Annotated in this window: 21 protein-coding genes; 7 read left to right on the forward strand and 14 right to left on the reverse strand. The window is 61.1% G+C overall.

Annotation, left to right across the window (positions count from 1 at the left end):
- The first annotated feature begins 6 nt into the window (after nt 1-6).
- Nucleotides 7-1,083 carry an aldo/keto reductase gene (locus KF712_14290; GenBank protein MBX3742158.1) on the forward strand — a complete coding sequence of 359 codons (1,077 nt, stop codon included), beginning with the start codon at nt 7-9 and terminating at the stop codon, nt 1,081-1,083.
- Here KF712_14290 and KF712_14295 read toward each other — a convergent pair whose 3' ends face one another.
- Nucleotides 1,084-2,502, reverse strand: coding sequence for a sulfatase (locus KF712_14295; GenBank protein ID MBX3742159.1), 1,419 nt, complete (start codon nt 2,500-2,502; stop codon nt 1,084-1,086). It abuts the gene before it with no gap.
- A gap of 138 nt (nt 2,503-2,640) precedes the next feature.
- Here KF712_14295 and KF712_14300 point away from each other — a divergent pair, with 138 nt between their 5' ends.
- The gene (locus KF712_14300) at nt 2,641-4,056 is read left to right on the forward strand and encodes a sulfatase (GenBank protein ID MBX3742160.1); all 1,416 of its coding nucleotides are present in this window, start codon (nt 2,641-2,643) and stop codon (nt 4,054-4,056) included.
- 76 nt (nt 4,057-4,132) lie between these two features.
- Nucleotides 4,133-4,819, forward strand: a complete 687-nt coding sequence (locus KF712_14305) for a PEP-CTERM sorting domain-containing protein (GenBank protein MBX3742161.1) — start codon at nt 4,133-4,135, stop codon at nt 4,817-4,819.
- On the opposite strand, the gene KF712_14310 is transcribed toward KF712_14305, so the two are convergent.
- Complete coding sequence (locus KF712_14310; GenBank protein MBX3742162.1) at nt 4,794-5,852, reverse strand: tRNA-dihydrouridine synthase family protein; 1,059 nt, start codon at nt 5,850-5,852, stop codon at nt 4,794-4,796. The genes KF712_14305 and KF712_14310 overlap by 26 nt on opposite strands.
- Nucleotides 5,853-5,944: 92 nt before the next feature.
- Here KF712_14310 and KF712_14315 point away from each other — a divergent pair, with 92 nt between their 5' ends.
- Together KF712_14315 and KF712_14320 are read left to right on the forward strand one after the other, a co-directional pair.
- On the forward strand, nt 5,945-6,154 hold the full coding sequence (locus KF712_14315) for an RNA-binding protein (protein MBX3742163.1): 210 nt from the start codon (nt 5,945-5,947) through the stop codon (nt 6,152-6,154).
- 54 nt (nt 6,155-6,208) lie between these two features.
- Entirely contained in the window at nt 6,209-7,261 is a 1,053-nt protein-coding gene (locus KF712_14320) for a hypothetical protein (protein MBX3742164.1), read from the forward strand.
- Here the strand turns inward: KF712_14320 and KF712_14325 are convergent.
- Nucleotides 7,252-8,613, reverse strand: coding sequence for a DUF2868 domain-containing protein (locus tag KF712_14325; GenBank protein MBX3742165.1), 1,362 nt, complete (start codon nt 8,611-8,613; stop codon nt 7,252-7,254). The genes KF712_14320 and KF712_14325 overlap by 10 nt on opposite strands.
- 350 nt (nt 8,614-8,963) lie before the next feature.
- On the opposite strand from KF712_14325, the gene KF712_14330 reads away from it, so the two are divergent.
- Complete coding sequence (locus tag KF712_14330) at nt 8,964-9,989, forward strand: hypothetical protein (protein MBX3742166.1); 1,026 nt, start codon at nt 8,964-8,966, stop codon at nt 9,987-9,989.
- A gap of 15 nt (nt 9,990-10,004) precedes the next feature.
- Here the strand turns inward: KF712_14330 and KF712_14335 are convergent, their stop codons facing one another.
- The 3 genes from KF712_14335 to KF712_14345 form a co-directional block, all read right to left on the reverse strand.
- Nucleotides 10,005-10,595: a SprT-like domain-containing protein gene (locus KF712_14335; GenBank protein MBX3742167.1), complete on the reverse strand. Its 591-nt coding sequence runs from the start codon at nt 10,593-10,595 to the stop codon at nt 10,005-10,007.
- Between the two features lie 431 nt (nt 10,596-11,026).
- Nucleotides 11,027-14,185 (reverse strand): efflux RND transporter permease subunit, encoded by a 3,159-nt coding sequence (locus KF712_14340; GenBank protein MBX3742168.1) that lies wholly within the window; start codon nt 14,183-14,185, stop codon nt 11,027-11,029.
- Between the two features lie 12 nt (nt 14,186-14,197).
- On the reverse strand, nt 14,198-15,370 hold the full coding sequence (locus KF712_14345; protein MBX3742169.1) for an efflux RND transporter periplasmic adaptor subunit: 1,173 nt from the start codon (nt 15,368-15,370) through the stop codon (nt 14,198-14,200).
- A 147-nt stretch (nt 15,371-15,517) separates the two neighbouring features.
- Here KF712_14345 and KF712_14350 point away from each other — a divergent pair, with 147 nt between their 5' ends.
- Nucleotides 15,518-16,384, forward strand: a complete 867-nt coding sequence (locus KF712_14350) for a LysR family transcriptional regulator (protein MBX3742170.1) — start codon at nt 15,518-15,520, stop codon at nt 16,382-16,384.
- A 7-nt stretch (nt 16,385-16,391) separates the two neighbouring features.
- On the opposite strand, the gene KF712_14355 is transcribed toward KF712_14350, so the two are convergent.
- The 8 genes from KF712_14355 to KF712_14390 form a co-directional block, all read right to left on the reverse strand.
- Nucleotides 16,392-17,300: an aldo/keto reductase gene (locus KF712_14355; protein MBX3742171.1), complete on the reverse strand. Its 909-nt coding sequence runs from the start codon at nt 17,298-17,300 to the stop codon at nt 16,392-16,394.
- Between the two features lie 14 nt (nt 17,301-17,314).
- Nucleotides 17,315-18,070, reverse strand: coding sequence for a hypothetical protein (locus KF712_14360; GenBank protein MBX3742172.1), 756 nt, complete (start codon nt 18,068-18,070; stop codon nt 17,315-17,317).
- Between the two features lie 256 nt (nt 18,071-18,326).
- Complete coding sequence (locus KF712_14365) at nt 18,327-18,536, reverse strand: hypothetical protein (GenBank protein MBX3742173.1); 210 nt, start codon at nt 18,534-18,536, stop codon at nt 18,327-18,329.
- A 173-nt stretch (nt 18,537-18,709) separates the two neighbouring features.
- Nucleotides 18,710-20,212 (reverse strand): polysaccharide biosynthesis protein, encoded by a 1,503-nt coding sequence (locus tag KF712_14370; protein MBX3742174.1) that lies wholly within the window; start codon nt 20,210-20,212, stop codon nt 18,710-18,712.
- Between the two features lie 70 nt (nt 20,213-20,282).
- Nucleotides 20,283-20,963 (reverse strand): polysaccharide biosynthesis/export family protein, encoded by a 681-nt coding sequence (locus tag KF712_14375; protein ID MBX3742175.1) that lies wholly within the window; start codon nt 20,961-20,963, stop codon nt 20,283-20,285.
- A 76-nt stretch (nt 20,964-21,039) separates the two neighbouring features.
- Nucleotides 21,040-21,825 carry a hypothetical protein gene (locus KF712_14380; GenBank protein MBX3742176.1) on the reverse strand — a complete coding sequence of 262 codons (786 nt, stop codon included), beginning with the start codon at nt 21,823-21,825 and terminating at the stop codon, nt 21,040-21,042.
- Nucleotides 21,826-21,970: 145 nt separating this feature from the next.
- Entirely contained in the window at nt 21,971-23,497 is a 1,527-nt protein-coding gene (locus KF712_14385) for a hypothetical protein (GenBank protein MBX3742177.1), read from the reverse strand.
- Between the two features lie 366 nt (nt 23,498-23,863).
- Nucleotides 23,864-24,154: a hypothetical protein gene (locus KF712_14390; protein ID MBX3742178.1), complete on the reverse strand. Its 291-nt coding sequence runs from the start codon at nt 24,152-24,154 to the stop codon at nt 23,864-23,866.
- Nucleotides 24,155-24,164: the final 10 nt, after the last annotated feature.

Consider the following 24,164-nt stretch of genomic DNA (forward strand, 5'->3'; position numbering starts at 1 on the left):
GATGCCATGACGACACGCAGGAAATTCCTCACCACAGCCATGCTCGCCTCCGCGGCGGCGACCGCAGGGTCCACCGCGGCGGAAAAGAAATCCGCGGAAGGAAAGCACTACCGCACGCCGGTGAAGATCGGCATGGGCGGCGTGGCGCTCGGCAACGGATTCGCCGTCACTCCGGACGCGCAGGCGGATGAAACGATGGCAGCCGCCTGGGAAGCGGGCGTCCGCTTTTTCGATACCTCGCCGTGGTATGGCCTTGGCCTGAGCGAGCGCCGCTTCGGCCACTTTCTGGATGGGCAGAAGAGGGACGAGTTCGTGCTTTCCACGAAGATCGGCCGACTGATGACCCCTGACGAGAACTTCAGGCACGGGATGTGGAAAGGCCACCTCGGCTTCAACTACAAATACGACTACACCGCCGCGGGCACCCGGCGCTCGATCGAGGACAGCCTCCAGCGGATGGGCCTGTCCTCCATCGACATCGTCTTCATCCACGACCTTTCCCCGGACAACGGCGACATGAAGGAAAAGTGGACGGAGTACTTCGACATCGCCGCCAAGGGGGCGATGCCGGAACTGACGAAGATGCGGGACGAGGGCATCATCAAGGCATGGGGCTTCGGCGTGAACCGCCCGCAACCGATCCTGAAAGCGCTGGAGGTTTCCGATCCGGACATCTTCCTCGCAGCCACCCAATATTCATTGATGAAGCACGAGGACGCCTTGGAAAATCTCTTCCCCGCGTGCAACGATCACGGCGTTTCATTGGTCATCGGTGCACCGCTCAATGCCGGATTCCTTGCCGGGCTGGACCGCTACGACTACGGCGGAAAAATCCCCGAAGGCTTCAAGGAGAAGCGGGAGAAAATGATGAAGGTGGCGAAAAATTACGACACCGACCTGCGCACCGCCGCCCTCCAGTTCACCGCGGCCCCGTCCGTCGTCTCCGCCACCATCCCCGGCGCACGCACGCCGAAGCAGGTGGAGGAAAACATGGCATCGATGAAAGCAAAGATCCCGCCGGAGTTCTGGGAAGTCCTGAAAAAGGAAAAGCTGATCTCCGCGAACGCACCGGTCCCGGGCTGATCACTCCACCTTTCCCGGCGGCCGGACACCTTCGCCCCGGGTTCCTGTGAGCGAATCGCCCAGATCCTTGCGCGCCTTATCCGCGAGGGTGAGCAACCGTGCCACCACCTCGGGATTCCCCGCGGCCACATCCTTCTCCTCACTGATGTCCATGGCGACGTTGTAGAGCTGGGGGTTGGTGATCTTCCGCTGTTCATACGGCACTGGCTTCCCGTCCGTGCCGCCCGGCTTTCCGCCGAGGGTGCGGTACTGGTGGGGCAGGTAGAGTTTCCAGTCCCCGCTCATCACCGCCTGCAGTTCGTTCTGCTTGTAGTAGAAGAAATAGGCATCGTGGGGACTCTCCGCCCCTTCCTTGCCGGTGAGCAGCGGCAGGACATCCAGCCCGTCGATCTTCCGTGCGGGAAGATCCGCCCCGACCAGACCGGCGATGGTCGGCAGCAGGTCGATCGTCATCATCGGCTCACGGCCCACCGTTCCCGCCGGAATCGTTCCGGGATAACGGGCGATGAAGGGCACCCGCACGCCGCCCTCCCACACGGTTCCTTTGCCCTCCCTCAGCGGCGTGGCCACTCCGGAGTGGTCCCCATAGTTCAGCCACGGTCCGTTGTCCGAAGTGAAAATGACCAGCGTGTTCCCGTCCGCTCCCGTTTCCTTCAGCGCGCCCATGACCTCCCCCACCGACCAGTCGATCTCCTCGATCACATCGGCATAGGCCCCTTCCGGCGACTTGCTCCGCCCGCTGGTGAAAAGCGGCACGTGCGGCATGCTGTGGGCGACGTAGAGGAAGAACGGCTTCTCCTTGTTCCCGCGGATGAATTCCACCGCGCGCTCCGTGTACCAGGTGGTCAGTTGCTTCTGCTCCTCCGCCGTCACTTCCGGAATCTTCACGCCGCGGTCTTCCAGCAGCGGCAGCGGAGGAAACGCCGCCCGCCGTTTGTTCGCCTCCGGATGGAGCGGCCACATGTCATTCGAGTAGGGCAGCCCCAGATAGTGGTCGAATCCCTGGTCCAGCGGCAACATGGGAGACGTATCCCCCAGATGCCACTTGCCCACCGCAGCGGTCGCGTAGCCCTTCCGCTTCACCACCTCCGCGATGGTGGTTTCCTCCGGATTCAGCCCGGTCTTCGCCTTCGGCCCCAGGGCACCCTGGATCCCCACCCGGCTGGGATAGCATCCGGTCATCAGCGCCGCCCGCGACGCGGAGCAGACCGGCTGCGCCACATAAAAGCGCTCCGACCGCATGCCCTCCGCCGCGAGCCGGTCGAGGTTCGGCGTGCGGTTTTTCACCGATCCATAGCAGCCGGGATCCCCGTAACCCATATCGTCCGCAAAGATGATCACGATGTTCGGCGGGGCCGCATGCAGTGGAGCGATCCACGGGAAAAGGAACAGCGACAGCAGGAATTTTCCGGATTTCATGACCGTCCGGATTGGACCGGATGACCGGGCACAAGGCAAGGAAGCCGTTCGTATATCCTTCTCATGCCCACCAGGGACTGATTGCATCCATGGCATCCGCGCCGGAATTCCGCCGCGCCACCAAACCCATCCGCTCCCATGTCCGTCACCCGCGCCCTTACCCTGGCCGCAGCATTCCTCTGCACCCTTCTGCCCGCCACCGCGCAGCCGGAGTCAAAACGGCCCAACATCCTCGTCATCATCGGGGATGACTGCACCTACAGCGACCTTTCCTTCCACGGCGGGGAAAACGCGCGCACGCCCCATCTCGACCGGCTCGCCAGCCAGGGCATGGTCTTCGAGCGCGCCTACCTCAGCATGGCCATGTGCGCCCCCAGCCGCTCCGAACTCTACACCGGCCGGTTCCCGCTGCGCAACGGCTGCGCCTGGAACCACGCACCCTGCCGGGAAGGCACCCGCAGCATCACCCACCACCTCGGGGAACGTGGATACCGTGTCGGCCTCGCCGGAAAGAGCCACGTGAAACCCGCATCCGTCTTCGCCTTTGAGGATGTCCCGGGCTTCGACGGAAACTGCGTCCGCAATCCCACCCGCCCGCACGACCTTGCCGGCGTCCGGAGCTTCGCCACGCGGGATGCCAACCAACCGTTCTGCTTGGTCGTCGCCCTCACGGAACCCCACGTCCCGTGGGTCATGGGGGATGCCTCCGCGTATCCGCCAGCCTCCATCAAACTCCCGCCCAACCTCGCGGACACACCGCGCACGCGCGAAGCTTTCTCCAGCTACCTGGCGGAGATCACCTACATGGACGGCCAGATCGGTGAACTCCTGCGCCTGCTGGATGACAACGGCCTGGCGGAAAACACCCTCGTCCTCTTCACCAGCGAGCAAGGTTCCCAGTTCCCCGGCAACAAGTGGACGAACTGGGACAGCGGACTCCATACCTCCCTCGTCGCCCGCCTGCCCGGCACCATCGCCGCGGGAAGCCGCACCTCCGCCGTCGTCCAGTATGCCGATGTCGTGCCCACCCTGATCGATCTCGCCGGAGCGAAGCCGGACAACGCCGCCTTTGACGGCACCAGCTTCCTCCCCGTCCTGAAAGGCACCGCCGCCCGCCACCGCGACCACGCCTACGGCCTCCACAACAACTACCCGGAAGGCCCGCCCTACCCGATCCGCAGCATCACCGATGGCGACTGGCGCTACATCCGCAACCTCAGGCCGGACCGCACCTATATCGAGAAACACCTCATGGGCCTCGAGAACAACTACTGGGGTTCCTGGCTCGCCCACAGTTCGGAACACCCCGCCATCCTCCACCTCGTCGAGCGCTACCTCAACCGCCCCGCCGAGGAACTCTACCACACCTCCGCAGACCGCTCCGAACTCACCAACCTCGCGGCCGATCCCGCCCACGCGGAAACCAAGGCCCGGCTCTCCGCCGCACTGGATCGGCACCTCGCGGACCAGCTCGACCCCGGCGCAGCCCTGGACACGCCGGAAGCGTTCAAGGCCACCGAAAGCGGAAAGCCCGCCTTTCCGGGGAAGCCGTGAGTCCGTCCCGGTGGCCACCATCCGCCCGTAGAATAGGCTTGAGAACCAACGGATTTCCCGATCCCATGTAGGAGCCATGTACTTGAAAAACCCCTCCCCCGCTTTTTCCCGATCAGGTTCCGGGCTGCTCACATCCTGCCTGCTCCTTGGCGCAGCGCCGTGGTGCGACGCCGCCATCATCGCTAACTATGAATTCACCGGAGGGGTGCTCACTTCCTCAGATCTGGACCTTGACACCACGGCATCCGACTTCACCGGCACGCCCGCTCCCACCACGGCGGTGACCAATCGTCTGACCTACGCGGCCGCAAACGCGCCCACGACATGGAGCACGTCCACCGGCTTTGCCTCATTCACCCTCACACCCGGATCCTCCCCCCTCAGCTTGGCCAGCCTTTCCTTCGATTATGGCTTCAATAACATCGCCACGGGCGGAAACTACACCGTGCGCGTGTTCAGCAGCGTGACGGGATTCACCGATCTCTCCCAGTCACTCTACACATTCACCAACGACGACGGTTCGAATTCCGGCAACTACGCCGTCACCCCCACCAACCGCGTCATTACCCTCTCCAGCCTGCCCGCATTCCAGAATATCTCCACACCCGTGGAGTTCCGCTTTTATTTCACCGATGGTCACACAGGAGCCACCCGTTACCACTTGTTGGACAACGTGGTGCTCAACGCGGTCCCGGAGCCGTCCCACGCCATGCTCTGCCTCGCCGGAGCGGGGGCATTCATGGTCCGCCGCCGGAGGCGCTGAGCCGGTCCGCGGCCAGATCCTCGAATCCACAGAAAAGCTTCGACTCCACCGGCGGCTTCGCCGGGAGCGGATCATCATTGTCCAGATGGGCGGCGCAGATCGCGGAGAACTCCTCCGGCGTCTTCGCCCGGCGGATCTGCTGCTCGAACGTTTCATCCAGCCCGTGGCTGATGTACACCAGCGGCCGCTTCATCCTCTGGACGTGGCCCATCGGATCAAAGCGGATCGATTCCCGGGCCATCTCATCATAGAGATCCCGGATGTAATCCAACAAATCCCGGCGGGTCGGGATCATCGGCTCCATCCCATCGAACGCGGCGGCAAGTTGGCTGAAGATCCACGGGTTCCGGATCGCGCCCCGTCCCACCATCAGGCCCGCGGCGTTCGTTTTCCGCAGGTAGGCACGTCCCGTCTCCACATCCACAACGTTGCCATTGGCGATCACCGGGCAGGACATCATTTCCACCGCGGCCCTGACGCAGTCCGGATGCACCGGCGTGGCATAGCGTTCACCCACGGTCCTGCCATGGATGGTAAGCCCGTCGATCGCATGGCGGCGGAAAATTTCCAGCAGCTTTGGAAACTCCGACGCGTCATGGTAACCGACCCGTGTCTTCACCGTGAACCTTCCCGGAAAAGCATCGCGCAGCGTCCCGATGATGCGGTCCACCATCTCCGGATCCCGCAGCAGGCCTCCCCCCGCGTCCTTCCGGCAGACGATGGGGGCCGGGCAACCCAGATTGAGGTCGATCCCGGCGATCGGGTGCCGCGCCAGTTCCCCGGCCGTCCGGACCAGGGCCGGGATGTCCCGCCCGATCATCTGGGCGAAAACAGGCCGGCCCGTTTCATTTTCATCGATCGAACGGAGGATATACGCGTTCAGCTTCGAGTCCGGATGGACGCGGAAATACTCCGTCACGAACCAGTCGGGAGCACCGCGACGGGCGAGCACGCGCATGAATGGCAGGTCCGTCACATCCTGCATCGGGGCGAGGACCAGGGCAGGCCTGCCGTTTGGTAGAAAGTCGATCATTTCCGGGCACTTCCCGCCGCACGGGAATTGGATTGACTTTGCAGAATGCCCCGCAATCGTCGTGTTGAAATCAAACGACAACGGAGGTTCCAGTGGAAAGCGATTTATTGCATACGGAAAAAATTCTGGCCGATCGGAAAGTCTTCTTTCTCGATCTGAAACAGAACTCGCGGGGCATGGTCGTGAAGATCACCGAAGACGTGAGCGGGAACCGTGATACCATCATGGTGCCTGCCGAGATTCTCGGGGACTTCATCGCAGCTTTGACTGACATCAAAGCGACGGCCGACGACCACGAGTAAAGGCTCCCCGCTCCCCTCGGCGGCGTGTGAGCAGCGGAGCCATCTCCCGACATCATGACCTCGACGCCTTCCGTCAACATCGCCCGCCTCACCTACCTGCTCATCTGTGAGGCCGGTGGCATCGCGGTGGCCATGAGCCTGAACGCCCCGCTGGGCTACGGCCTGGTCGGCGGCCTCCTCATCGCCGGGTTTTTCATCTGGGTGGAGACACTGGTGAAGGGCTTCACCCTCAGGGGCTTCTCGACCGCCACCTTCGGCCTCGGCGTCGGCCTGCTCTGTGCCTGGCTGCTCACCCGCATCGACTTCACCACGCTCATCCAGACGATGATTCCGGATGATCCGGAACTCCCCCAGCAGCGGGATGCCTATCTGGGGGCGCTGAAGCTCGCCATCGACACCGTCCTCTATTCCAGCTTCGGCTTCCTCGGTGCGGTGCTGGCGCTGCGGAGCAACCACGACGACTTTTCCTTCGTCATCCCCTACGTCCGTTTCCGCCAGGAAGCGACCACCGGCCAGCCCGTCGTGCTGGACCCGGAAGTGGTGATCGACGGACGTCTGCCCGGCATCATCCGTTCCGGCTTCCTCTCCGGCCGTCTGGTGGTCCCCCGCTTCGTGCTGGAGGAACTCCAGCAAATGTCCACCTCCAGCCAGAACGGCGCACGGCTCCGCGGCCAGCGGGGACTCGATGCGCTGGAAGCCATGCAGAAGGCTCCCGACATCCAGATCACCCTCCACGAAAGCAGCGCCCGCAAGGACGAGAAACTCTCCAAGCTCCTCATCGAAACCACCCGCCTGCTGGGAGCACGGCTGATGACCGGGGATGAAAATCTCGGAAAAGTCGCCCGGCTCCAGGGCATCCAGGTCCTCAACATCGACGAACTCGACCAGGCGCTGAAGCCCCCCGCCGGAGTCGGCGACAAGGTGCGCATCACCCTCGTCCGCAGCGGCAAGGAAGACCACCAGGCCGTCGGCTACCTTCCGGACGGCACCATGATCGTCGTGAACCATGCCGTCGCGAAGATCGGCTCCGCGGTGGATGTCACGGTGGTCAGCACCTTGCAGACCAGCGCCGGCATCATGGTCTTCGCGGAACTGGCTCAGGCGTAGAAATAGACCTCCGCGTGCGGATCGCGGAGGGAATCCACGAATCGTTCCCACTGCGCCATCTCCTCCGCGGCCACCTGCACCGGAGATCCGCCCGTCTCATTGGCGACGAGGAATTTCACCGGCACCGTGTTTCCCGCAACCCGCCGGATCTGTGAGTGCAGCGCGCTCATCCTCGCCGGGGAAAGCGCCCATCCCTCCGCCAGCAGGACCACCCCGGCGGGTGCCTGCGCCAGCGCGGCGGCGGCTTCACCTTCCGCTCCCGGATCCAGCACCGCGGTGGTGTGCCAGGACGCCGGGTGCACCCTCAGTTTCTGGAGCAGGAAAGGCCTCAGGACATCCGGCAGGAAGCCACTGCCTCCCACATCCAGGACCAGCACGCCATCCAGTGGCTTTTCATCATTCTCCGCGCGGTCCACTCCGGTGAGTTCCCTCCACAGCGCCCGGTGGTGCCTGGCCTGGAAGTCGATGGATGCCAGTGCCCGGCGGCTGGCGAATCCCGCCGCCATCCAGAGAAAGAAACGCGGCAGCAATCCCCAGACGACCGTCGCCATCAGCAGGAACAGCCACCATGACGCAGGCCCTGGCGGCAAGGTTCCGGAACCCGCGGGCAACAACCGCGTCGCATCAATCGTCGCGGCGTCCGGCACCGCTTCCGGGAAAACCGCCGCCCATGGCAGGGAAAGGAAACGCACGGTGGCCGCCAGCGACTCCCGCATGGTCTCCTCGGTCGTCGTTTCCCAATGGAAGCCGATGTTCTTCGTCAGCACGAATGCGCCGAGCATGCTGATGATCCCGATGTTGAACCAGACTCCGAACATCTGCGCGAACGAAGCGAGCCGCCAGAGCAGGGCCGCCTTCGGAAATGGCCCTCCATCCATGATGCGGGCCCACAGCTTTCCCTCATGATCCTTCGTCACTTTCCGCAGGAAGCCCCCCATCGCCGCCTGGACACCGGTGAAACCGCTGGCCGACCGGCGTCGGAAAAGCCATGCCGCCACCGCAACCGCGAGGACCAACCACTGGCTCCCCAGCCCCAGCGCCAGGTAGTGGACGACATTCATCCCGCCGATTTTCTCATCGACCAGAAAGCGCACCACATTCGCGCCGAGCGCCCAGCCCATGGCAATGACCAGCGCCCGCAATAGCGTCTCCGCGATCAGATAGCGGCGGCCCGCCGGGACCGGCTCCCTCGCCGCTTCCAGCCAGGCGCGCAGGCCCGCACGCCGCGCGGCGGTGCCATCAAGCCCGTGCGCCGCGGCCCTGACCTCCGATTTCACCGCTGGCGATACCTTGAAACCCGCATCGAGCGCCTGCTCGAAATCCACCAAATTTTCCAAAGTCCAGCGCGGCATCCACTCCGGATATAATAACGCAGGGGAGACGCCGCAAGGCAGGACCGTCTCCGTCCCCGGGCCACCTCATTTCAAGCGCCACTTGGAGGAAAGCGGGTGGATCACAACTGATTCCACTGATTTACTGATTTAAAGAGAGAAGAATGAACCGCCTTTCGGCGATACTGCCCGATTCTGAATCAGTAAATCAGTGAAATCAGTGGTAATTCTTTCAAATTTCGGGTGGAGCTTCCCGAAATGAGATGGCCCTGGTCTCCGTCCAATTGGTCCTTCTTTGGAACGCAACCTGCCGCAAGGATTCAAACGGACTTGACCCCGGAATAACCCTCATTTATGATGAGCGACTTACGATGATCCTGCTGAGCGACAGACAACCCGTTGCCCAAGGCAAGCAACGCTTTGTCTTCACCCACCCGGACCATTCGGATCTCATTATCAAGGTCATCCGGCCCGACTCGGTGGACCGCGCTTGGGGTAAATGGTACAAAATGCGCCGCTGCTACGGCCAGTATCTTTCCTACATGCGGGAGATCGGCGAGTATGTGGCCACCCATGCCCGGGAGGGCTCCAGCCCGCCCTTCGTCCAGCGGATCAAGGGACTGGTGGACACGGACATGGGACTGGGCCTCGTGCTGGATGCCGTCCGTGGAGAGAATGGCGATCTGGCACCGTCCCTCCGTGCAATGCTCGCGGATGGCACCTTTGACCGCGCTGCCGAGCACGCCCTCGAGGAATTTTTCCGGGATCTGATGGCGTCCGACGTGATCGCCGCGGATCTCAACGGCGGGAACGTGGTCTACGCGCAGGACGGGGAGAAAGGCAGCCGGTTCGTGATGATCGACGGCCTGGGCCAGCACAACCTCATCCCCCTCAAACGGTTTTCCCGGACGATGAATCGTCGTGGCAAGCTCCGCCGCATCGGCAAACTGCGCCGCCAGATCGCCGCAGCACGGGGCCAGCACACTCCTTCCCGGAGGATTTCCCGACGCGTTGCCAAGTCGCGTAGCCTCCTGCTGGCCGCCGGGGCGGCATTGGTCGCGCTGATGGCCACCCTCTCGTTTCCGCCAAAACCCGCAGGACTTTCGGAAGCGGAAAACGGCAAAAGTAGCCCCGGTTCCCCGGTGAGCTGGGACTGGCAGGGAGGTTTCGGACTGGAAAGTTCCGATCTCCTTTCCTCCCAGCAGGCTCCCGCCGTGATCAGCGGTAAAATGATCCCGGACCGGGAACCGGCGATCCGTCTGGCCCCGTGGCTCCAGTTGGTTCGACCATCCCTGGATTCCAACGGCCCCATGCTCATCAACCCCTACGCGGGCGATGAGGACGGGGAGTTCGATGTGATCACGTCGATTGACGACCAGAATCCGATCATCCAGTGATCCGGCCTTTGCCGTTCACGCCTTCTTCTCGATCAGGCGGAAGCGGTCGTGATAGTGGCCGCGGCTGAATTTCCGGCAGCAATCGTAGCAGGCCACCGCCCTGCTGATCGGTTTCACCCGGTGGATGGTGGTGAAGCAGTTCGGGCAGATATAGGAATGGTTGCGCTTCATCCGCCGCCGCTTGAATGGCAGGGTGTGGAACGGCTGCTCGTTCGGAATGCCCAGGTCGGCACATGCCTCCTGCCACTCCCTGCCATGAGGTTCGATCCGCCGCCGCCCGCTCCTCTCGTAGGCCACCAGATGCGCCAGCTCATGCTTCAGCGTGCGCCAGAGTTCCTCCGGCTCGCATTCCTTCAGCTTCGGATTCAGCTCGATGGACCGGTGCGGCCACCAGGCACGGCCAGCCGTCGTCTGCATGCGGCTGTTCCATGAAACGCTGACCTTGCGGGCCAGTTCATGGAGAGCGAGCGACTTGGAAGCCTCCACGCACCACGCGGTGAGGCCCTTGTCCTCGGCACCGCTTTTCGGCCGCACCTCGGCCACCGCAGGACGGAATCCGAACAGGGAAGCCCATCGGAATTCGAGTTGCGGTTTCGCCTTTCCCATGGGTCCAACCGCTAACAAGAAATCCCCTCCAGCGCAACCGGAAGCTCGCCGTAAAACGCAAATTGAAGGAGCGCCGGCTTCAGCCGGCATTTCCATCAGGACCGTGGCCGCGACGCCCGCCGCAATCTTCAACCGTGGCTGGGCCATCTTGGCCCAGGCCGTTGCAGGGGCGTCCCGCCCCTGTCTTCCCCATGGCATCGGACCCCGTGGCTGCGACGTCCCGCCCGGATTCGCCGGAGGAATATCGCTGGCCCATATCCACCGGGGCCGCTGCGGGAATAGCGGAATGGCTCCGCCATTACGGCGGGGAAATCCACTTGCTCCCTACAGGTTCCGCTTGGTGAAAGGATGACATCCATCGCACGTTGGCATGGAAAGGCCGCACCCATTCACCCGGCGGACTGAAATCCTATGCCTTCAAGGCATAGGGCTCAAGCCGACGGCCCATCCTCCCCATGGATCGCATGCGCCACGCTCATTCCCGGAGTATTGCCGGTGACCTTCATCACGATCTTCATGACCACGACGAAGAACACGGGCACCAGGAACACCGCCAGCACCGTGCCGGAGATCATGCCCCCGGCGACACCCGTGCCGATCGCGTTCTGGCTGGCGGAACCCGCACCGGAGCTGATGACCAGCGGCACCACGCCCAGCACAAACGCCATCGACGTCATGAGGATGGGGCGCAGACGGAGTTTCACCGCTTCCAGGGTCGCGTCGATGAGGCCCTTGCCCTCCTTCATCAGGTCGAGGGCGAACTCGATGATTAGGATCGCGTTCTTGGTGGAAAGGCCCACGGTCGTGAGCAGGCCCACCTTGAAATACACGTCGTTCTCAAGTCCGCGGAGGGTGGCCGCACCAAGTGCACCGATGATGCCGAGCGGCACCACCATCATGACCGCCGCCGGAATGGACCAGCTTTCGTAGAGAGCCGCGAGACAGAGGAACACCACGAGGATGGACACTGCATACAGGATGGGAGCCTGGTTTCCGGAAACCTTTTCCTCCAGCGACTGGCCGGACCATTCGTAGCCCAGGCCGGGCGGGAGTTTCTTCGCCATCTCCTCCATCTGGTTCATCGCTTCACCGGAACTCAGGCCGGGAGCCGCTTGTCCCACGATATTGATTGCCGGGACGCCATTGTAGCGTTGTAGCTGCGGGGAGCCATAGGACCACTCGACCTTCGTCACGGACGAAAGCGGGACCATGCCGCCGTTCTTGTTCCGCACGAACACCTTGCCGATATCTTCCTGGGTCATCCGGAACTTCGCATCCAGCATGACGATCACCCGCTGGACGCGCGGACCATTGACGAAGTTGTTCACGTAGGCGGAGCCGAACGCCGTCTGCATCGTCGTATTGATATCCGCCAGCGACACACCGAGCGCGCTGGCCTTGTCCTGATCCAGCTCGATCTTCATCTGCGCCACGTCAGCCAGACCCTGTGGCCGGACTTGCATGAGCTTGGTGTTCTGCGACGCCATCCCCATCAACTGGCCCTGGGCCTCGATGAGCTTCTCATGCCCGACCCCGCCGAGGTCCTGCAGCCAGAAGTCGAAGCCAGAGGAGGTTCCCAGCTCGGGAATCGCCGGCGGGTTGAGCGGATACACGATGGCATCCTTGATGCCGCCGAAGCCGACAAGAGCCCGCTGGATGACCGCCTGTGCCCGGTGATCCTTGCCCGGGCGTTCCTCCCATGGCTTCAGGCGGATGAACGCGAGGCCGGAGTTCTGCGCACGGCCGGCGAAGCTGAAGCCCGCCACCGTGAAGTAGTGTTCCACCTCGGGCTGTTTCGCGAGGTATTCTTCGGCCTGCTTCAGCACCTCCTGGGTCCGGGCGTCCGTGGCACCCACCGGCAGGGTGAAGAGCGTGAGGAAATACCCCTGGTCTTCTTCCGGAAGGAAGGAGGACGGCATCTTCTTGTAGAAATGCACCACGCCGAAGATCACCAGACCGAACGCCAGGAGGCCGAGGATGGTGTGCTTCAAAAGTCCGCCCACGGATTTCTGGTAAACATTGGTCGTCCGGTCGAACGAACGGTTGAACCAACCGAAGAAGCCTTTCTTCTCATGGTGGTGACCCGCCTCCACTTGCTTCAGCAGGGTGGCGCAAAGCGCGGGAGTCAGGGTCAGGGCGAGGAAGATCGAGAACACCATACAGGACACCATCGACATCGTGAACTGCTTGTAGATCGCACCCACCGAACCGCCGAAGAACGCCATTGGCAGGAACACCGCGGTCAGCACCAGGGTGATGCCGATCAGCGCGCCGGTGATCTGGTTCATCGCCTTCCGGGTGGCTTCCTTCGCAGGCAGGCCTTCCTCGGACATGATCCGCTCCACGTTCTCCACCACCACGATCGCGTCATCCACGAGGATACCGATGGCGAGCACCATGCCGAACATGGTGAGCACGTTGATGGAGAAGCCGAACGCCGACATCAGCGCACAGGTGCCCAGCAGGGCGACCGGCACGACCAGTGTCGGGATGAGGGTGGCGCGGAAGTTCTGCAGGAACAGATACATCACCAGGAACACTAGGATGATCGCCTCGACAAGGGTCTTGAGAACCTCCTTCACGGAGATCTTCACGAAGGTGGAGGTATCCAGCGGGAACACCACCTTCACACCCGGCGGGAAGAACTCCGAAAGACGCTCGATCTCGGCACGGACCGCATCCGCGGTATCGAGCGCGTTGGCGGTCGGGGAAAGCTTGATGGCACCGGCACCGGTCGGCTTGCCGTCGATGTTCGCCTTGATGGTGTAGTCCTGGCCGCCCATTTCCACCCGGGCGACATCCTTCAGATAGACGCGGGATCCGTCCGTGTTCACCCGCAGGACGATGTTCTCGAACTCATTCACCTCCCGCAGCGTGGCCCGCCCCTGGAGGATGACGTTGAGCTGCTGGCCCTCCACCGCGGGAAGCTGGCCGAGCTGGCCGACCGGCACCTGCGTGTTCTGTGCGGCCACGGCGGCGTTCACGTCGCCGGGAGTCAGCTTGTAGCTGTTGAGCTTGTCCGGATCGAGCCAGATCCGCATCGCATACTGCGTGCCGAACTGGATGACCTCACCCACGCCCTGCACCCGGCGGAGCGGGTCGAGCACGCTGGAGGCCAGGTAGTTGCCCAGGGCGATGGCATCCATGCTGCCGTCGTCCGTGGTCAGGGCGATGAACATCATGAAGTTCCGCGTCGCCTTGGCCACCACCACACCCTGCTGCTGCACGGTCTGCGGCAGGCTCGGCGTGGCGAGCTGCACCTTGTTCTGCACCTGCACCTGCGCCGTGTCCGGATTTGTCCCCGGCTTGAAATACAACGTGATGGTCGCCACGCCGTTCGCGTCGCTGGCGGACGTCATGTACATCAGGTTGTCGATGCCGTTGAGCTGCTGCTCGATGACCGAGGTCACCGTGTCGCTCAGCGTTTCCGCGGACGCACCGGCGTAGTTCGCCGTGATGGAGATGGAAGGCGGCGCGACCGCAGGATACTGGGCGACAGGAAGCTGCGTGATCGAAATGATCCCGAGCAGCGAGATGAGGATGGACACGACCCACGCGAAAACGGGGCGGTCGATGAAGAAATGGGCCATGTGGGGAGGTGCTTAGCTTTTGTCTGCGGCGGACGGGGTCGCCTCCGGCTTTTTCTCCGTGAACGGCTCCGGCTTCACCGGTGCCTCCGGGCGGGCCTTCAGGTGGCCCTCCATGATGACCCGTTCTCCGGGCTTGAGCCCGCTGGTCACCACCCACTTGTCGCCGATGGCTTCCGCCGTATCGATCATCCGGAGCTGCGCGTGGTCTTTGTCGTCAACGATGAGGACGCTGCCCTTGCCGCCCTGCATCCGGGTCACCGCACGCTGCGGCACCGTGACGGCATTCGGCTTCACGCCCTGCACGAAGTGCGCCCGGGCGAACATGCCTGGCAACAGCAGCCTGTCCGGATTGGGGAACTCAGCCCGCAGGGTGACCATCCCGGTCGTCTCATCCACCGTGACCTCGGAGAAGAGGATCTTGCCCTTCTTGTCGTATTCGGAGCCATCGTCCAGGATCAGCGTGACCGCAGACTGCTCCGGAGAGGCCTCCCCCAGGGTTCCGGATGCCATCGCCCGCTTCAGGGAGATCAGCTCCGCCGTTGACTGGGTGAAATCGAAATAAACCGGGTCCATCTGCTGGATCAGCGCCAACCGCGTCGCGGTTCCCTGGCCGACGAGTTGTCCCTCCGTCACCTCCGCCCGGCCGATGCGGCCGTTGATCGGCGCGGTCACCGTGGAGTAGCCCAGATTGAGGTCCGCGGTTTTCAGCGCCGCCTTCGCCGCCAGCACATCCGCCTGCGCCACCTGGAGGGAAGCCTCCGCATTGTCGATGTCCTGCTGGCTGACGGATCTGGATGCCGCCAGTTCCCGGAAGCGGACCGCGGTCGCCTCGGTTTGCTTCACCGTTGCCTCCGCCCGGGCCAGTGTCGCCTCGGCGCTCGCCTTGGCGGCTTCCAGCGGAAGGGGATCGATCTTGAACAGGACATCTCCTGTTTTCACATCCGCACCTTCCTGGAAGGTCTTCTCCAGCAGGATGCCCGGGACGCGGGCGCGGATCTCGGAAACCCGGACCGCATCGATCCGGCCGGGATATTCGCGGACGATGCTCACGTTTTCACTCGCGGCGGGCACGAAGGTGACTTCCGCCGGTGGCATCTGCGGTGGGCCCTCGGGCCCCTTCTTTCCGCACCCCGGAAGAAGGAACAGCCAGCTCAGCGACAAGGGGATCAGGACGTAGTGTTGCATACAAAATTGACGGTGGGCCGAATTCCAAAACGATTGTTTTATTTTGGCCGGAGTTGAAATACCATCGGACCTGTTATCCCGGAATTATTTTGAAGTTTCCAAGCTGGTAACTCGATGTTACCAGTCTGGCGGATGGAGCTCCGGCATTTGAGATATTTTGTAGCAGTCGCCGAGGAGCTGAATTTCCGCAAGGCGGCCGAAAATCTCAGCATCACCCGTCCCGCCCTCAGCAAGCAGATCAAGGATCTCGAGAATGAGATCGGTGTCAAATTGCTGGACCGGGACACCGTCAGCGTTTCCCTCACCAAAGCCGGTGAGGTTTTCCAAAGCGATGCCCGCACCCTGCTGGATTTGGCGGACAGGGCCATCGAACGCGCGACGGAAGCGCAGGCAGGCCGGATCGGGAAGCTCCGGATCGGCAGCGTGGGTGTCATCGCCACGGACTTTCTCCCGGCGACACTGCAACTTTTCAACAAACGCTACCCCGGCGTGGAGGTTTCCTTCGTCGAAATGCACCCGGAGGAACAGTTGGACGCGCTGGAAAGCGGGACCATCGATGTAGGCTTTGCCTACGGCACCGACCCACTGGGCCAGGCGGAGATGGATTTGCTCTGTGTGATCAAATCCCACTTCGGGATCGCAGTGTCGAAGCACCATCCATGGGCCACCCGCGAGAGGATCGATCTGGCCGAAACCAAACCGGAAACGATGCTGTGCCTGGGCAACGGATCACGCTCCCATCGGGAGGAGGTCCACCGCTTCATCACGGAGGAAGGCCAGCCGCCGCCCCGCATCCGCTCCATCGAGGGCTTCGACTCGTTCCTGACCATGATCGCCGCGGACCAAGGCATCTCCATGCTTCCCGTGGTGCTGGATCTCACCACCCAAGGAATCGTGATCCTCCCTTTCATCTCGAAAAACATCTTCGAGTTCAAGATGTGGGCGGTCTGGAAAAAGGACTCCCCCTCTGAAATGGTCACCCATTTCATCAAGCTGCTGGAGGAACGGATCTGAGCCCCTCTCAGACCCCGGCGGCTGCGATGATGCGTTTCCTCATCGCCTCGTCCGGAAGGGGACCGCGGCAGGCGCCCATGTTGTCCCGCAGGTGCTTCACCTTTGACGTCGCGGGAATGGCGCAGGTGATCGCCGGGTGGGAGATGATGAATTTCAACATGAGCTGCGCCCAGCTCGTGCAGCCGATCTCCGCCGCGAAGTCCGGCAGCGGCTTTTCCCGCAGGCGGGCGAACAGATTTCCCCCGGCGAACGGACGGTTCACGATCACCGCCACGCCGCGGTCCTTTGCCATCGGCAACAGCTTTTCCTCCGCCTCCCGCTCCGCGAGGGAGTAGTTGATCTGGAGGAAGTCGAGCGAGTCCGACTCCATCACCTTCATCACGGCGTCATGGCTGCCCTCATGATAGTGGGTGACGCCCAGGTAACGGATGATCCCTTCATGCTTCCACGCATTCAGGGTGTTCAGGTGGGTCTTCACATCCACCAGGTTGTGCACTTGCATCAGATCGATGACCGGTGCTTCCAACTTCTTCATGGAGGCCTCCATCTGCCGGATGCCCGCCTCCTTGCCGGACGTCCACACCTTGGTCGCCACGAAAAGGGATTTCCGCAGCGAAAGCCGCTCCATCAGATCGCCGGCGGTTTCTTCCGACGCCCCATACATGGGTGAGGAGTCGATCAGTTTTCCGCCCAGCGCGGCGAATTCCTTCAGCACCTCCGCCAGCGGCGCGTGCTGGTCCGGCGGCACGTCGAATGTCTGCCACGTGCCCAGGCCGATCGCCGGGAGCATCTCCTCGGAGGAGGGAATTTTCCGCCGGATCAGATCCCCGGACTTTTCCTCCGCCGCACGGGCACCCGCACCCATCGCGGCTCCCGCCGCCAGGATCCTCAGACTGTCACGCCGGCTCATGTTCATGGACCCAACCGCTATCACGGCTTCGCTGGTTTCGCAAACACCACCGACTTTCGCTTCCGGTCGATACCGACCAGGCCTCCTGTTTCCGGATCAAGCGCGATCCCCTGCCCGGGAAACGGCGACGGATGGGTGACCACCCACTCCACCACTTTCCCCGCCTCCGGAACCTTCAGTCGATAGATCCGCTTTTTGTCATGACCGGTGGCGAGCAGCTCCCCGCTCTGCCACACCGCCCCGGACAGGCTCATTTTCCCCCACTCCGCGACAAACTCCGGAGGGTAGGTCCACCGCCCCGTTTCCTTCCAATCCGCATCATACCTGACCAGAACGGAGTTCCCGTTGTCCTTCCCGTAATGGGCGAAGTGGCACCACCAACTCCCGTCCCTCTCCAACGCCCACGTCAAGCTGCCCGGTGGCTCGCTTAACTCATGGAACGTCTCCAGTTTCATCGTCTGTGGATCCAGCACCATGATCTCCCCTTTCTCCGGCTTCAGGGGGAAATTGCTGTGCGCGCAGTAGATCTTCCCGTCCATCACGACCGCGCTGTTGAGGTGGGACGCCTTCCCTTCGCTGACCGCAAGCTCCCTGCCATCGGCACGGTCGATCTTCGCAATCCCCTTGTTGGCCACCGCGTAGATATAGCGGTCATCCACTGCCGCCGCCTGCGTGGCGTATCCGGAGGGAACCACACGGGTTTCCACAAACGCGGTCTCCGCTCCCGCCATCATGCAAACTCCCCACCCGATCAAAGCCTGCAAGATTCCACGCATGACGCGATCTTCGCCAGAAAGATCATTCCGTCAGCCCCTTTTTTCAGAAACCATGTGGTTCCCCGTCGACTCCGGTTGGAAAGATCAAGGGCCGCGTCTCATCCGTCTGGATCAGGCGCGGCCCTTGTCTGAATGCTTCATTGGACCGCTCCCTCACCCGAGGGTGGTCGGAACGGACCCTTTCACGGGCCATCCCTCCGGGCCATGTCCGTTGCATGACACTAATGTCGCATGTCGGGATCCATTCCGCGGACGGTCAGTGCTCTTTCTTCCCGCCCTTTTTCTTGGAACCTTTGTTCTCCTTGCGGGCGGCCTTCACGGCTTTCTTCGCCTTCCGCACATCCCGCTCCGCCCCCTCGAGACGTTCGCGGGCCTGCTTCAATGCCGCCTTGGCATCCTGGAGTTTTGAAGGAGTGGCTGTTTCGGCGGGCGGAGTTCCGGTGGTGGCAGTGGGTGTCGTTTCCATGAGGTTCGCGTGAATGAAACAAAACCGTAACAAACCTCCACCACGGGCAACAACCGCCGGATTGTTACAATTTCACAAGAAGGGGCCCTCCCTCTCCCGCCCCCCGTCATGCGGATCCGCGGGGGGGTGACATGCCATGGAACCGCTCCGACCCGGCCTAACGGCCGAGTCCTTCATCTGAGCCCCGGGATCATCTTCCTCACTTGGATTCTCTCCGGACCGCTGAACACCTGATACCAGAGCACAAGCGCCATGACGGCAAGGTACCCCATACCCAACAGGAACAAATGGTCGTAGGCCGGAAGGATGAATGTCCGAACCGCCACCCAATAAAAAACGGCTGCAACCAGAATCTTCACCGCAGGTACGAGGATCTCGCGAAAGTAACGCTTGATCGGCACCCCGATCCTCCCAACCAGCCAAGGCATCCCGAAGCCATAGGCAAGCGCCATTTCCACACATGTGGCCCATACCACCCCCATCCAGCCCCACCGCCATGCCAGCAGGAAACTGAGGATCAGATTGAAAACGCCACCCACCAATGTCATAACAGCCAGCCACTGTTGTTTGTTCTGGCTGTAGAACAGACTCCACACCGGATACTGGCACAGGGAAAGCGCCGTAACGGGTGCCAGTATAAGGATGACATTACCGGACACCATGAACCCCGGCCCCACCCAACGGAGAATGAACGCCGGCCCGAAAAGCATGAGTCCGCATCCCCCCAGCATCGCCAGTATGGTGCTGCAACGGATCGCCTGCAGGAAGCGCTGGTTCAGCGCCTCCGCATCCCCTCTGCCGTAAAGCTGGCTGAACGCCGCGATGAGACCTCCTCCGAAAATCGCGTTGATGATGTCGCTGAACACGCCGAGCAAACGGGTGCCAACCATATAGGGAGGCAGCGAACCCAACCCCGAAACGTGCGTGATGATCATTGGGTCCATTCCCTGCCTCAAACTGTTCCCCGCATTTGTGATCATGGCTGTCGCGCTGTAACGGATCAACTCCGATGCTCCCGACCCCTTCTTTTCCGCCCCTGTCAGACGAAGGTCCTTCTCCACCCGCTTGGCAAAGTACACCAGCAAAAGCTGATCAAACACATCGACCAGAACATGGGCGACCAGCAAAACCATCAGTCCGTGGCCCATCAGGAGCAAGGCAATGATCAATCCCGCCTGAACGACGGTCTTGAGAATGGAGGAAATCCCAATGAGATCATACCGGACATGACCCTTCAGAACCACTTCATAGATCCGCGTGAAAAACCGCAGGGCCGTGGACACCCCCAACCCCGCCAGCAGAACCCTGACGGTTGAGACAATGTCCCCGTCCTTGATGAAAAACGGCAGCCCCCATACAGCCAGCAGGGTCAGGGCGAGCGTCGCAATCCCCAAGCGCGTGAAAAAACGAAAGAGGTGGCAAACCAAAGACTGGTATTCCTCACGGTCATTCGCACCCAGTGCTGCTCCCAGGAAGCGTGATCCAGCGAAGGAAACCCCGAGGTCAAGCAGCCTGAAATAAGCGATGATGGCTCCCGCCAGAAGCCATGTCCCGTAGTCTTCCTTCCCCAGACAGCGGATCATCAGGGGAGTGGTGACAAACATCACCACCATCTTCAGCCCATGCTCGATGACGTTGGCGGATGCGCCCCGGATCAGTTTGCTGAGGAGTGACAAAGATCGGTAATGTGGTCACGCCACCGGCGGACGATTGCCCCAATTCACAAGCGGCCTGTATCCGGAGTCATCAGAATCCGAAGACCTTTTCAGAAACCACCACCACATCACCGTAGCCGATGGCCGGATCCGGAATACTCCCCTGACGGATCAATTTGATGTTCACTGGAATCCGATGCCTCATGCCTTTGGCATCCATGCGGGTCACATAGACCTTCTGTTCATCCGCGAAACGGCCCAGTCCACCGGAAATGAGAATGGCTTCATAAACGCCGAGGGATCTGCCTTCAGGAATACTCAGCATGTGCTGGCCCGGTTTGGCGACCACCCCAGTCATATAGACAAGCATCCGCCGGGCGCCTGGCACGGAAGATGTCTTATCCTGATTGCTGGTCCTGTCCAGAATCACCGTCGCATCCTTGATCTGCCCCTTTTCGATGTAGCTTTCCACCCGGCGTTCCGCGGATGGGACATCAAGACCGGCGACAGGAATCCGACCGATGTCCGGAATAATGATGTCCCCGCGTTCACGGACACGGTAGGTGCCGTTGAAAACAGGATCCTCTTTCACAAACAATTCAAGATCATCACCGATGCCGATGGCACCACGATTGCCAGGCTCCGTGCTTTTCGGTATTGCGGCTGCAGGCACATCCCCCGTGGAGGATGGCCCGTTGGAGCAACCGATTCCGCCTAGCAGGATCGCGGCCATCACCGCAGGCTGCAACAACAGGAAAAACTTTCTCGTCACTGGGTTAGGAATGCGGGGATCGCAGATATCGGGATGGATGAATCAATGCAGAGGCGTACGTTGGGTGCACCCAATCTCAGCGCGGGCTGATCCATACGCCCTCGGCGTTGTTATTGATGAAGTCCTTTTTCGCCGGCTGGGATCTGACCGTGAACAGCATATGGTCGAAGCTGGTGCGGAAAGTTTTCACCCAGGATTTCCGTTCTTCGGCATAACCTTCCGCCGTGGTCCCCGGCTTGCGGCAGGAGACACTGGTCAGAAGACGGACATCACCCGTGAATTCGCCGGAAGGGCGGACACCTTCCACGTAAAAGGTGCGGGGAACAACACCAGGGAGATTCGCAGGGTATTGGGCGGAATCCATGATGAATTCATAAACCAGCTTGTCTGATTTCCCTGAATCCAGAAGGAGTTTGGATTTGGAAGCATCCTGCCAGACACGGACGCGACCGACGGAGGCTTGCTCTTCTTCGAAGGTGGCGAAGGTGCCGGTCTTGGAAGCCCGGTTGATCCCGGCAACCTCGATGGTCACCACAACTTCTCCTTCGAAGTCGAGCCGGTAGGGGCTCAGCCGGAGAACCAGTTTCGACATTTCGCCGACACCGATGACAAGGCCAGGAGGGGTTCCTTCGAACGCGCCGTTGTCGCCTGGATCGGTATTGGAAACCACGCCGTCGTAGTTGAGGTCGCCATCAACATCGATCTTTGCGACCTTTTTCTCCGAGTCCCGGTAGTGGGTGGCGTTTTGACCGTAGTACTTGTGGAAGGTGGTGGGGAGGTCCATGTCGGTTTCCGCACCTCGCTGCTGCTCGGCAGGAATGCCTCCTTTGGCGGTTTCACCGGCAAAGAGGCCGGTATTCATTCCCCCCAGAGCAAGAATCGCGCATACGGAGGCTGCGGTGGGTGAAATCGAGACGGTAATATTTTTTTTCATGATGTTCTCTTGCGCCTGTTTTGAATACTCGTGAAAAGTGACAGAAGGATCAGTTTAGCGGTGGTCTGGTGGATCAGAAATATTTCCGGACTGTGGTTCCGAACACTTGTTCGTTGAAACTTGGAAAGATCGAAGACTCCTCATACTGGTAGTAGATCTCAGCCCAAGTACGGGAGAACAGATTCTGTGTGTAGCTCAGACGGCCCAGCCAGCGGTCACCCGGGAAGGTGCCATTCCTGTGCTCATAAGCGCCGCGGAGGTTGATAGCGCTTTTATTTCCGTTCAACAAGGAGTAACGGAGATTCAAGGTCACATTGGTGCGCTCGCCGTCGAAGACCCTGCCATCTTCATCCGAATACTGGATCCATGCCGATGCGGAGAACGACCTGGTGAATCCATGGCGGATGCTGTAGCGGATGTAACCGGCAACGGTGGTGTCTCCGGTGAGATCATAGTCGAAATATTCCCGGCCGGCCGACAGCGAGTGCGACGTGTAGCTGGAAAGCTCATGATGGAGATCCAAGGAGTAGAGATAGCCACCGTCATAGGAGTGGTCACCGTTCCGCCACAGGTAGCCGCCACGAGCTTCCATGCGGAGGTTCTGGGCGAGGCGCCCCTTCAGGACCAGATAAAGGCGGTTGTCCAGGTAAGAGTCACCGGTATCCGAATAGTTGTAATGGTCGAAGTAATACTCCAGAGCCGGGGCGAATGCGACGTCCTCACCGTTGTAGCCGATGCGGGCGAAGACCGACTCGCGGCCCAGATGGTTTTCGAAATCGAGCGTCCTCCAGGTATCGGCGCGCTTTCCGGAGAGCCAGAAGCGCCAATCCTGCCCCACCGGAGTGGTCGAGTCGAAGCCGATGGCGTTCGTGAAGTAGGTGTTGTCACCATTGTAGAACTCACTGGTCCGGCGCGTGTCATGGAAGCCGAAGCTGTAACGCCCCGCCTGCTGGTAGGCGCCTTCATCCAAACCACCGAAGAGATCGTAGCCAGCACCCACGTAAAACGTGTCATAAAGCCGGAAATCCCAGTCACCCTTCTCGAAGAGGTATTCGAGAGAGGCTGCCGCCGTCGGGGCACCACCTGAACCGAGGCGGAAACCGATCTCATTTTCCAGAGGAAGATAGACGAGAGTCGCCGCAAGGCTGAGGTAGAACTGATTGGTGAACTGAACCATCCCACGGAGGCCAAATTCGACGCCCATCAACCAGCCATCTTCGGATCCTCCGCGAAATGCCTGGTTACCCTGGTAGTCGGAATGCAGCACCGTCAATCCGACAAACATCAGGTCCAAGTAGGTCGGACCGGCCTTGAACATCGCCCGTTCAGGATTGAAATCCCTGATCAGGATCGGGAACGAGGAATCAAGTTCGAAACTGAGACCGGTCGGCCAAGTGTTTTCATCTTCCAACACCACCGTCTGATGAGGGGTGAAGAAGCCGAGGTATGGATTGAGCGGGGAAAGGGAATCCGCCCACGGCGCACGGTAGGTCTCAGCAGGATTCGGATAGGCATAAAGCCCTTGGGCGACCTGGTTCGGAAGATCCGGGCCGTTGTTGCGGCGGCTTCCCCGGCGGGGATAGTCGCCCCCCAAAAGCATGGTCTCCTCAATGGTGGGATAGAACCCCTCGTCCTCCATCGGAACCGGCTCCACCGGTCCGGTTTCATCCAAAGCCCCAGCCACAACAGCCGCGTCCTCCTCAGCGGCACGAACTTCCGCACCACTCAAAACCAAAACAGCGGCAATGCCGGAAATGGCCAGATGCAACGGAGAGTTATATCCACAGCGTAGCCTAGGTATCATTGAAATTTTTGGTGTTGTTTTACTCCGTTAGATTAACGCGGCCAAGTTTCCCCCAAGCCGTCGAGCAGGCTCGCTTTACACTCTAACATGCCGCAAAATGCAAGGAGTAAAAATTTGGATCAGGAACTCCGCCCCTTCCTCTTCTCTCCCCATTCCTGTTTTTCAAAGAGATAGGGAAAATTCGGATTTTCTAACGAAATTTTCGCCCACGTGCGTTTCGCCCGGAAAATGTTGCGAATCTTCCGGTTTAATAGCCAGCACGCGCTGATTTTCACGATTCTGGAAAATTTTAAAAAACCACACAAAAACCCAGCAAATCCTTGATTTTCCATGAAACATATTGCCCAAAGCAGCTGAGGGCTTGCCGCAAAGCCAAATTGGCATCATCCATCGACTTCCCCAAAGAACGCAAAATTCCTGCATGGAAAGCGCGCTGAAATCAAAAACCATCATCAATCTTCAG

The sequence above is a fragment of the Akkermansiaceae bacterium genome (genome assembly GCA_019634595.1).
Lineage (GTDB): Bacteria > Verrucomicrobiota > Verrucomicrobiia > Verrucomicrobiales > Akkermansiaceae > Luteolibacter.